This is a genomic window from [Clostridium] polysaccharolyticum (assembly GCF_900111595.1).
GTDB classification, from domain to species: Bacteria; Bacillota; Clostridia; order Lachnospirales; family Lachnospiraceae; genus Clostridium_AI; species Clostridium_AI polysaccharolyticum.
In genome coordinates, this window is the sequence record NZ_FOHN01000046.1 from 1 (window position 1) to 10,998 (window position 10,998).

The following is a 10,998-nucleotide window of genomic DNA, read 5'->3' on the forward strand; positions in this document are numbered from 1 at the left end:
TGCTTCGTTCGACTTGCATGTGTTAGGCACGCCGCCAGCGTTCATCCTGAGCCAGGATCAAACTCTCAATAAAAGTCTGTATCCTTCCAGAACGAAAAGCTTGGCTTTTTGTTTCCAGAATTCATTTACTATACAGGTGCATCTTCTCAGATGCTGTTCGCATTCCAAAACCAGAGTCTTGGAACAGATTTATTTTCTGAATTTTCAAGGTTGTTTCACTGTTCAGTTATCAATGTTCTTCGCTGCAGGACTTTGTCTTTCCTCTCAGCGACGTTTTATATCTTATCACATCTTTCGATGCCTGTCAACAAGTTTTTTCAAATTGTTTTTCAAAACTACAAATTACCTGAACATTTCATTCAATTCGCTGTTGACCTGAAATAGTATAGCAGTCCATTGCAATAAAGTCAATCTGTTTATTAAAAAATTTTTCTCTTATCCATTCCGTATTACACAATATGCTTTTATATACTTTTCTAGGAACAGAAAATTAAGCTGATTCAATAAAATATCTGCTACCAAAAAAGGAGTCAGCCTTTGTTCCGACCGACTTCTTTTTTCATCTATCATATACGTGTTTATAACGACTCAAAAATCCTACTGCCTCTCACTTTTAACCATCTATATAGCAGAACACATAATCCAAATATAATAACTGCACTAGCAATCATAAAGCCTACTGGATTAATTGCTTTTCGTAACAGATAATAGATGGTACCGACAACGGCAATAAATCCCCATCCTCCAAATAAAGCAATGAACACTCCCATATTTTGCTTTAATGCTGCATTTTCGTTTGTCCAAGCTAAATTAGGCAATTTAAGTCCAAGCAAAAGTCCAGTCTCTGCTTCGAGCAGAACAAATAAAGCAGATATAAGTAATAACCAAAGCATATCCACAATATTTATCTTCATTACTCTCCCTATACATACAGCACATAATAAAACAGGAGGCAATGTAACGTATATATGAAGTTTCAATTTTGCTTTCAACACTTGGAAACTTGAAACAGGCAGTGACTGTAAAATCCATAAACTCTTACCTTCCATCGAAATAGATGGTGCTGTAATATCATTCATAGTTGCCATAAGACACACCATACCTGCTATCATTACAGCCGCTAGATGTTCAGGAAGCACATTACAGATTCTCGGAGCTATAGCTGGTCCTTTCACAAGTACAACAATAGCCAGAATAGGAAGCATGATACACCCCAATCCACAGTTCAGCATATACCCTGCACTCTTGGTAAATCTCTGTACTTCTTTGTGCAGCAATGATTTTTCAGCCGACTTTTCTATAATTGCCGATGATTTATACGCAACTCTTTTTTCTCCCTTTTTGTAAATAAGTATTTTCGTAAAGTTTACCCACAAAAGATAATAAACCACTCCACAAAGCAATACAGTAATTGCAAGTATCATGATAATAGAAGAAAAGTCTCCAGCAGGTGCCATCCCTAAACGGTAAAGCAAATATCCTTTTGCTTTAACCGATACTGCAATTTTATCTAAATTATTTAATAAGTCTCTTATTCCCGCTGTAGCTTTAAAATACACATAATAATATGCTGCTATAAATAAAAGAGAGACAAATACTGTGACAAATGCTTTTGATCTTAAACGGACACTTATAATGGCTACCAGCCAGCCAAGCAATGCTGACAATGCCAGTGTAACAAAAGATAAAACGATTAATACTATAAGCTGAAAAACAACTCCTTTTACAGTAAAACCGCCTCGAAAACCTGCAACAAGCATAGTTGGTATATATACTGGGCACATATAAAAGATTCCCATTACATATATTCCCGCCAGACGTGCTATTAAAAGATCCCTCTTTTTAATAGGCATCGCTAACAGCATTTCATTATCTTTTGCCAGATAAACACTTGAAAAAGTATTAAATACGCTACCAAATACACCAAGAAAAGTAGTAAGCAGTATCATAACAAGAAAAAAGAGCCAGTCAAAACCTGCTTCTATCATTGGCCCTCCCATCCAAGCTGCTGCAAAATAGAAGATAACAGACAGATATCCGAATATGAAAATTAATAAAGCGATATATCCTATCTTATTTTTTTTGCTTCGCCTTTGTCCTTTTTTTGCATCATAATTTAAAAAAGCGCCAACTTCGCTTAGTTGTTTTTTCATTAAAGTTTTAAGCATTTTTACCCTCCTCTAACTCAAGAAATACTTCTTCCAAGGAGGTATTGCCTTTCACTTCATCCATAGTTCCTGAAACTAAGAGTTTCCCTTTTTTTATAATTGCCACCTTGTCGCAAAGCTTTTCTGCAACTTCCAGCACATGAGTCGAAAAAAAGATAGCACTCCCTGCATCACAGAATTCTCGCATGATTCCTTTTAACTGATGAGATGCTTTAGGATCAAGACCTACAAATGGCTCGTCCATAATAATCAGTTTGGGCTCATGTACTAATGCTGAAATAATAGCTAGTTTTTGTTTCATTCCATGAGAAAAAGAACTGATTCCCAATGCTAAATCATTTTTTATTTCAAATACTTCTGCATACTTTTCAATTCTCTCTTTTCTTATATTTCCAGGTACGTCGAAAACATCTGCAATAAAATTTAAATATTGAATTGCCGTCATGTATTCGTACAAATCCGGATTATCTGGTATGTAAGCAATTTCTTTTTTACAAGTTAAGGGCTCTTTTTTCATACTGTGGCCGTTGACACTTATTTCTCCCTGCTCAAATCCTAATATCCCACAGCAAGATTTGATCGTTGTTGTTTTTCCTGCCCCATTGTGACCAATGAAACCATAGATTTCACCTGCTTTTATATGCAGATTTAAATTATCTACTGCTTTTTTGTCTCCGTAAATTTTAGTAAGACCCTCAATTTTTAACATTTTCGCACTCTCCCCTTGCTTCACTTTTTTCCTGTCTTTCATCCCCTACTAAAAATACCTCCCCATATTTTGAGGAGGTATTTACATATAATAAATGGGTTTTGAATAACTATTTCAGTATACAATATAACATTATAAATGTCAATAAAGCTAGCGTTTTTCATGCTCTCTTTTCAGCAATTTCATTTCTTGGCTTTTTCCATCTATATTCTTCCAAAAACTTCTGCTAACTCTCTTAATTTCAGCTGCATTTCTTCTGCGAATTCACCTTCTTGAAGTCGCCACTTCCAGTTTTGCCCTAATGTCGAAGGCAAGTTCATTCTCGCCGCATTTCCTTTTTGCAAAATATCCTGCATCTGCAGAATTACAACATCTGCAACACTTCGATACAGCATCTCCATTGCCTTTTCCACTATGTCCTCTAAGCCAGTCGCCCCGCAATATAAAATAGCATGTTTTCTTGCTGTTTCATTTAGCTTTTCAAAATAAGAACTCAGTGTATCATTGTCATGGGTTCCCCCATAAACAACACAGTTTTCTATATAATTATGCGGAAGATACATATTATCTGGATTATTTTCAAACGCAAACTCTAGCACTTTCATTCCTGGAAATCCTGATTTTTCCAATAATAATTTCACCTCATCTGTCAGAACGCCCAAATCTTCTGCTATGATTCTTGCATTACCAATACTCTCTTTTATTGCCTGAATCAGCTTCTCTCCTGGTCCTTTTTCGTACCATCCTTCCTTGGCTGTCTGCTCTATAGGAATCACATAATACCTGACTATCCCTATAAAATGATCAATCCGAATAATGTCATAACGCTCTGCTGAGGCTTTCATCCTCTTTCGCCACCAGCTAAAATGATTTTCCTCCATCGCCTTCCAGTCATATAACGGGTTTCCCCATTTCTGTCCATCCTCTGAAAATGCATCTGGTGGACAACCTGCAACACAAGTAGGTTCTCCTTCTTCATTCATTTGAAAATCCTTAGGATTCATCCAAATATCCGCACTATCCATTGCTACATAAATCGGGATATCTCCTATTATCTTTATCCCTAAGCTATTAGCATATTCTTTTAATGCTTTCCACTGCTTATAAAAAGTAAATTGAATAAACATCCAAAAGTTTATCTCGTTCGTTAATAATTCTGTATAGTTCTCTAGCCCTTCCTTGGTTCTGTAACGAATGGAATCTTCCCACTCTAGCCATGATTTCTGCCCAAAGTGCTCCTTGCATGCCATAAATAACGCATAATCTTCTAACCAGAATTGCTGTGTCTTTCGAAACTGTTCAAATTCATCTGTGATACCAAATCTTGTATATGCCTTTTTTAAAATAGGAAAACGCTCTTCCCATAGAGTTTCATAAGAAATATATTCTTTGTCTAGTGTATGTAATTCCTGTAATTCCGCATCTTCTATCAGTCCTTCTTTTTTTAGCAGATCCAAGTCAATAAAATATGGATTTCCTGCAAATGCGGAGAAAGACTGGTATGGACTGTCTCCATAACTTGTTGGACCCACTGGGAGTACCTGCCAGTACTTTTGCCCTGCTTCTTTTAGCTGCCGAACAAACAAAAAAGCGGACTCTCCTAGAGTACCTATTCCATACGGTGATGGCAGACTGCTAATTGGCAGCAGAATTCCCGCTCCTCTTTCCAAATATGCTGACACGTTTCGTTACCCCTTTCCCATTACTTTTCTTTCATTCTAATCCATGATGCAAAAAAATGCAATAATATAGCCCGCATCAATCAATGATACGGGCTATACCATGTTCGTTTTCATATATCCATAATATAATAGGGGTATGAATATACTAAAACGTCTTCTTTACTTTTGATAGTTAAAACTTCTAACCAATTTTTCCATTTTCAGGTACATTATTTCGACTCTCTTCATAAATTCGGAAACTTTCATCGCTATTTTCTTCTCTAGCCTCATAACCTTCTTGTATTGCCGATGAAACTTCCTGTGTTGCTGCTGACAACTGACTTATGCTGTCTACTATTTTCTCCTTTGCACTTCCGACGCTATGTATATCCCGTAGGATTTCCTAAATTAACGTCTGTAATCGTTTCCTATCATTTCCACTCTCTATAAATCTGTCATTAACCAAATTTACCTGCTCGTTCTGTTTTGCAAGGTTATTTACGGATTCGCTTAAAATGTCCATGGTTTATTCGTTACTTTTTCCAGCTCTACTATGATGTTTGTAATTTCCTGTCTTGATGTCCTTGTCTCTTCAGACAATTTTCTAATCTCGTCAGCAACGATGGCAAAACCTTTCCCTGCTCTAGCTGCTTCAATAGTTGTGTTCAAGGTGAACAGATTTGTTTGGCGTAATATTGCCATAATTGTGTTTGTATGGTGGAACTTTTACTCGCGCGGATAGCGTTTCTACAATGTCAGCCATCTCTTTCGCATTGAAATCGACTTTTTTCGGATTGTGTCTGGAGCACTCCTGCTAAATGTATCCCATTGACAATTTTCTCTGCCGCTTCCTCGGTTGTCTGGTTTGTGTTTGCCATTCTGGATTATGTATTAACGATAGCATTTTGAATATCTGATGTCATATTGACCTGCTGACTGATTTCAGCAGCTGTCTCTTCCTGGCTGTCTGCAATAATTTTGAGTGATGTATTATTAGTATTTGCCCCTTGGCCAACTGCTTTTATGCCTTCCCGCACCCCGTTAAACTGTCCGTAATTTCTGCCATGGCTGCGATTACTGTATCTGCTATCTTCCTTTACTGTTTCAGGCTTTCTTCATGTAGCTTCATACTATTTAATAAAAAACCAGATGTCAGTTTTGCCATTCTGTATGTCACAATTACGATTAGCATAATAAAGAAAATTACATTATAAACCAGTCTGTATGTTAAATTCCTTCAGCAGAATAACTTTCCCGATTATATTTACAATGGCTATTGCTATTGCTGTCACTTCCAGTCTGCCAATAAACTTTAAGTCAAATGCTAATAATGCAATAAGGATAAATGGAAGTACTAAACTGTAATCTGCTACGTTCTTATGTGTAAACAACTCTGATGTATATAATACTAAGCCAATTGAACACATATAGTAAATTGTTGTACTTTTATCTTTAGCTCATAGTATAAGATATGTTGCAATAATAATTCCAGTAAGTAAAAAAGCGATTGCAACAATAGAACCTATAAGATTTCCTCTGATGCATGATTGTATATTCCGAATCACATATAACGATGTAAATGCCACTAGTATTAAGTAAATAAGCTTGCTGCAGGGTGACATTTGTTCTGCCTTAAGTGTCATGCCTCATTCCCTTTTTTTATTATGCATTTCTTTATATAAGCAATAGGAAATGTTATTTGGTAACTCGAACAAATCCTTACAATCTTTTTTGTCTTTTTGTCATCTCTGTTCTATATCTGTATTATAGCACACACTATTCACAAGGCAAAATATTTTGTTTATTTTTGTTTAGTTATCCCCTATTTTTATACAATCTGCACTATTTGCACTCCGTCTTTTCCTACAATCCATATAACCGAATTTTATATTCTCTCTGCATTTCTAAGCAAATATAACAGCCTTATATGTATATACTGACTAGATAAAAATACAACTAATCTTTCACTGATTCATAGTTTTTTCTAGAAACCCATTTTTTTACATCTTCAATTTCTTATTTTACTAAAAAAGGACTGTCTATTGTAAGACAGTCCAGGCTAATGGATTTCCTTATTAGCATTCACAAGAGCTTTTTAAATCAAATGATTCACAATCTGTGCATTCCATTTTTGTCGGATTGTTTTCATGAGTTCCCACTTTTATTTTTTCTAACGTGCAGTAGTTTACGTCTTGTGCGTGATGTTTGCAGTTATTTACGGAACATTGAATACTGTTATTTGAGATCATAGTCCTATCTCCTTTCTACTTTAGGTTGTTTGATTACTTAGCTAGTATTTCCTTTTCTTTTTGTTTTATGTATTTCTTATTTTTCTCTGATATCATACATAAAAATCCTTGGAAATAATTAACAATTTTATCTGCTACATTGCCCAAGACTTACTTGGATTAAGTTTTCGCAAGGAATTTCTGCTGAACGAGAAGAAAGAAACCTAATATTATTAAGAATTTTAGCTGACTGGGGATTTTCTCTTGTAATTCATTTTTTGCTATGCTAGAGTAAGTTACAGTGAACGAGGGCGTTCGGAAATATTCCGGATGCCTTTTTTTATGCACGTGCTTGCAAAATTGAAACAGAAATGAGGTAATGAAAATGATTTCTACAGGAGATACTGGATTTATTATAATCGCTTCTGCAATGGTAATGTTTATGACACCAGGTCTGGCATTTTTCTATGGTGGTCTGGTAAGACGTAAAAATGTACTAAACACAATGATGAGTTCTTTCTTTATAATGGGACTCTCCGCAGCCCTTTGGGTTTTACTTGGTTATTCCCTTAGTTTTGGCAAGGATCACGGCACTGTAATTGGAAATTTGAAATGGTTCTGCCTAACTGGTGTTGGACAAGATGCTGGTCCTTATAGCGAAACTCTTCCCCACTTGATTTTTGCTGCATTTCAAATGATGTTTGCAATCATTACACCAGCTTTGATTACTGGTTCTGTAGCTGGACGAATGCGCTTTAAGGCACTCTTTATTTTTATCGCAATCTGGCTGTTTGTAGTATATTATCCTTTGGCTCATATGGTTTGGGGAAAAGGAGGATTCTTAGGAGAAGTTTTAGGTTCTGTTGATTTTGCAGGTGGAAATGTAGTACATATCAGTTCTGGTGTCAGCGGACTTGTTCTCTGCCTAATGTTAGGAAAACGAAAAGGTTATGATAAAACTGCGTACCGCATTCATAATATACCATTCGTATTACTAGGTGCATCGATTTTATGGTTTGGATGGTTCGGCTTTAATGCAGGCAGTGCATTAGGTGCCAATGGATTAGCGGCTCATGCATTTATTACCACCAATACTTCAGCTGCATTTGCTATGTTAAGCTGGATGCTGATTGACGTAATCGTTCAAGGCAAACCAACTGTTGTTGGTGCTTGTACAGGTGCTGTTCTTGGTCTTGTGGCTATTACACCAGGAGCTGGATTTGTTCCTATCTGGTCTTCCATTATATTTGGTACTGTTGTAAGTCCTATCTGCTACTTTACTATGTCTAAGGTCAAAAAACATTTTGGCTATGATGATGCCCTAGATGCATTCGGATGCCATGGTGTAGGTGGAATCTGGGGTGGCATTGCTACTGGTATATTTGGAAAGTCTTCAATCAATAGTGTGGCACGCTGGGATGGCCTGGTTTATGGTGAAACTAAATTATTTGTAGCACAAGTTCTTAGTATTGTAATTACTATTGTGATTGCTATAGCAGGTACTATAATCTGTGCCAGTATAGTAAAATTGTTTACACCTCTACGTGCTACTGATTATGATGAAAAGACAGGGCTTGATTTATCGCAGCATGGTGAATCTGCGTACCCTTCTTTCAATGGATTAGATTAAAAATGGAAAGGAGCCTATATTCATGATTAAAATAGAAGCAATTGTTCGGGAAGAAAAATTTGAAGAAGTAAAAGATGCGCTTAACTCTATAGAAGTACATGGAATGACCATTTCTCAGGTTATGGGCTGTGGAAGGCAAAAAGGATATACGGAATATGTCCGAGGCAGCAAAGTTGATATTCATATCTTGCCTAAAATAAAATTTGAGATTGTCGTTTCTTCTGAAGACTGGGCAAATAAAACAGTTGAGATAATTAAAAAGACTGCCGTTACTGGCAATCACGGAGATGGTAAGATTTTTGTGTATGATTTAATGAATGTAGTCAGAATCCGCACTGGCGAAAGTGGTCCTAGTGCAATTTAATAGAAATTATTTCCTGTCAACATCTTGACGACACCCTTCTAGACAGGTAAGATTGTCTCATATGAGATTTAAATCAAAACATTATTTTTCTAGAAGGGAGATATTAAAAATGAATGAATCTTGTACATATAAAAATCCACTTCAAAAGGCTAGAATATGCATCTCCGAGTTTTACATAGCTCTAGTTATTACCCTTTTATCTATCTCATTCTGGTCCACCTTTGTATTGTATTTTCGTCCTATTTATAAATGGGCCGTCTCGCTTTTCCACATTGAACGTTCTAGTGGATTATCCAAACAAGTTATGTACGAAAATTATAATGCTCTGATTAATTATTATTATCCTTGGGTAAAAGGGAATCTCTCTCTTCCATCATTGCCTCAGTCTTCACACGCAATACAGCATTTTGCAGAGGTAAAGGATATCTTTAATTTATTCCTTTTTATCATTCCTGTCACTCTTATTCTTCTCCTTGTTTATCTTTGGTGCAAACGAGGACAAAAGAATTTGCATTTTTTAAAAACAGCGTCCATTACAATGATTGCAGCTCCACTAGTGTTAGGATGTGGTTTTGCGACAAATTTTGACAAAACCTTTGAAACATTCCACAAATTATTTTTTGATAATGACTACTGGATATTTGATCCCAATACCGACCCTATTATTAACATGCTTCCAGAACAGTTTTTCATGTTATGCGGTATTTTTATCATTGGTTTTGTGCTGCTTACTAGTCTTTTCTGTTTCTTGCTTTACAAGGGAACTTCCAGAAAAGGAATGGACTAGTCAAAATGCGTAATTCACGTTATAATAAAGGAAAATGCAAACGGCATAGCTAAGGGGGAATACATGTGAAACGAACTGATTATATTAATTGGGATGCTTATTTTATGGGCATTGCTATTTTGTCTTCTCATCGAAGCAAGGATCCGAATACTGGAGTTGGGTCATGTATCGTAAGTACTGAAAATAAAATCCTATCCGTGGGATACAATGGAATGCCTGCAGGATGTTCTGATGATGAATTTCCTTGGGAGCGTGTGGGAAACCCGCTGGACACGAAATACCTGTATGTATGCCATGCAGAACTGAATGCAATTTTAAATTATGCGGGTACAGACATGCAAGGGGCTAGGATTTATACTACCCTGTTTCCATGTAATGAATGTACAAAGGCACTGATTCAGGCTGGTATAAAAGAAGTGATTTATTTAAGTGATAAATATGCAGATTCTGATTCTACAATTGCCGCCAAACGAATGATGAAAACGGTAAATATTAAATTCCGTGAGTATCAGCCATTAGGAAAAAGCATTACCTTTGAGTTATAAATGTAACGGAATTTCTATAAAGTCAGGAAAGGGCATGATCAATAAGCAGATCATGCCCTTTCCGTTTATTGAAATGTCTGGTCCATTCTATCATCACAACAGATAGTATCTACTGCTGCATAGGTCAGTAAAGTATCTCCTAACTGTGTAAAATATGTACCGAGCAAGGTAACTTCATCTTCTGATTTTCCTCTAGCAATGGTAACTGCCAATGCGGTAAGTGCTGTCACTGCTTCACAAGGACTATTAAAACAAAAGTTCATGTTATTGAAATTCATAGAATCACCTCAAGATTACTTTATGAAGGAATCTTTGGGGCGTGCATGTCATAAATAACTGTTTCATAACAAACTCTGTAAATGGAATATAAAGTGTCTTTATTCCTTCCTTACACTATGAACCTATCAGTATTTGACTGTTGGTACATATAAGTTCTTCATATTAGAGACATCTGGTAACGCAATTCTTCCACAGTCCCCTGCGATCACCACTGTTCCATCGGATTTTAAGCCAATTGAAACCCTGTCTCCAGCGGCAATTGCCACTATATCGTGCCAGCCAGATACATCTAGCTGCTTATGAGCATTTCCTCCAGTAGCAACTACACTTCCATCACGCTTTAATCCCAACAGACTGTAACCGCTTTGGGAAATGGCTATAATGTCATTCCACCCAGATACATGAAAGGCATGGGGATTTTTAATCAATTTGCCATCTGGACCTTTTATTTCATATTTGGAACAGATTACTGTTCCATCGGATTTCAATCCAACTATTGGCCCTCCAAAAACATCTGCGATATCCACTATATCCGTCCAGTCCTCTACTTCATCATATAGCGTTCCATCTGCACCAGAAACATATTTATTATAATCTGCAACACAGACGGTACCATCCTTTTTCAAT

The 10,998-nt window shown here is 36.4% G+C and carries 14 protein-coding genes and 1 rRNA gene; 4 read left to right on the forward strand and 11 right to left on the reverse strand.

Annotation, left to right across the window (positions count from 1 at the left end; translation table 11 throughout):
* The 9 genes from BMY85_RS15055 to BMY85_RS15085 form a co-directional block, all read right to left on the reverse strand.
* A 16S ribosomal RNA gene (locus BMY85_RS15055) occupies nt 1-73 on the reverse strand; the annotation flags it as partial.
* 505 nt (nt 74-578) lie between these two features.
* Complete coding sequence (locus tag BMY85_RS15060; protein ID WP_092479208.1) at nt 579-2,168, reverse strand: hypothetical protein; 1,590 nt, start codon at nt 2,166-2,168, stop codon at nt 579-581.
* A complete protein-coding gene (locus tag BMY85_RS15065; RefSeq protein ID WP_092479229.1) occupies nt 2,161-2,877 on the reverse strand; it encodes an ABC transporter ATP-binding protein in 717 nt (238 codons plus the stop codon). The genes BMY85_RS15060 and BMY85_RS15065 overlap by 8 nt, the downstream gene beginning before the upstream one ends.
* 203 nt (nt 2,878-3,080) lie before the next feature.
* A complete protein-coding gene (gene malQ / locus BMY85_RS15070) occupies nt 3,081-4,559 on the reverse strand; it encodes a 4-alpha-glucanotransferase (protein ID WP_092479210.1) in 1,479 nt (492 codons plus the stop codon).
* A gap of 181 nt (nt 4,560-4,740) precedes the next feature.
* Nucleotides 4,741-4,875: a hypothetical protein gene (locus tag BMY85_RS16120; RefSeq protein WP_278280425.1), complete on the reverse strand. Its 135-nt coding sequence runs from the start codon at nt 4,873-4,875 to the stop codon at nt 4,741-4,743.
* 173 nt (nt 4,876-5,048) lie between these two features.
* Nucleotides 5,049-5,240, reverse strand: a complete 192-nt coding sequence (locus tag BMY85_RS15075) for a methyl-accepting chemotaxis protein (protein ID WP_092479212.1) — start codon at nt 5,238-5,240, stop codon at nt 5,049-5,051.
* 182 nt (nt 5,241-5,422) lie between these two features.
* Nucleotides 5,423-5,575, reverse strand: coding sequence for a hypothetical protein (locus BMY85_RS15725; RefSeq protein ID WP_177180817.1), 153 nt, complete (start codon nt 5,573-5,575; stop codon nt 5,423-5,425).
* A gap of 171 nt (nt 5,576-5,746) precedes the next feature.
* Complete coding sequence (locus tag BMY85_RS15080; RefSeq protein ID WP_092479215.1) at nt 5,747-5,965, reverse strand: hypothetical protein; 219 nt, start codon at nt 5,963-5,965, stop codon at nt 5,747-5,749.
* A gap of 648 nt (nt 5,966-6,613) precedes the next feature.
* Nucleotides 6,614-6,787 carry a DUF1540 domain-containing protein gene (locus tag BMY85_RS15085; protein ID WP_092479217.1) on the reverse strand — a complete coding sequence of 58 codons (174 nt, stop codon included), beginning with the start codon at nt 6,785-6,787 and terminating at the stop codon, nt 6,614-6,616.
* A gap of 367 nt (nt 6,788-7,154) precedes the next feature.
* Between BMY85_RS15085 and BMY85_RS15090 the strand changes: the two genes are divergently transcribed.
* The 4 genes from BMY85_RS15090 to BMY85_RS15105 all read left to right on the forward strand — a co-directional run bounded on the left by BMY85_RS15090 (nt 7,155) and on the right by BMY85_RS15105 (nt 10,092).
* The gene (locus tag BMY85_RS15090; RefSeq protein WP_177180819.1) at nt 7,155-8,396 is read left to right on the forward strand and encodes an ammonium transporter; all 1,242 of its coding nucleotides are present in this window, start codon (nt 7,155-7,157) and stop codon (nt 8,394-8,396) included.
* A gap of 22 nt (nt 8,397-8,418) precedes the next feature.
* A complete protein-coding gene (locus tag BMY85_RS15095) occupies nt 8,419-8,760 on the forward strand; it encodes a P-II family nitrogen regulator (RefSeq protein WP_092479221.1) in 342 nt (113 codons plus the stop codon).
* 109 nt (nt 8,761-8,869) lie between these two features.
* Nucleotides 8,870-9,547, forward strand: a complete 678-nt coding sequence (locus BMY85_RS15100) for a TIGR01906 family membrane protein (protein ID WP_177180818.1) — start codon at nt 8,870-8,872, stop codon at nt 9,545-9,547.
* A gap of 65 nt (nt 9,548-9,612) precedes the next feature.
* Nucleotides 9,613-10,092 carry a deoxycytidylate deaminase gene (locus BMY85_RS15105; protein ID WP_092479225.1) on the forward strand — a complete coding sequence of 160 codons (480 nt, stop codon included), beginning with the start codon at nt 9,613-9,615 and terminating at the stop codon, nt 10,090-10,092.
* 65 nt (nt 10,093-10,157) lie between these two features.
* Here the strand turns inward: BMY85_RS15105 and BMY85_RS15110 are convergent, their stop codons facing one another.
* Complete coding sequence (locus BMY85_RS15110; RefSeq protein WP_242939756.1) at nt 10,158-10,370, reverse strand: DUF6774 domain-containing protein; 213 nt, start codon at nt 10,368-10,370, stop codon at nt 10,158-10,160.
* 126 nt (nt 10,371-10,496) lie between these two features.
* The coding region (locus BMY85_RS15730; RefSeq protein WP_330387324.1) for a hypothetical protein at nt 10,497-10,998 on the reverse strand (502 nt) is incomplete at its 5' end.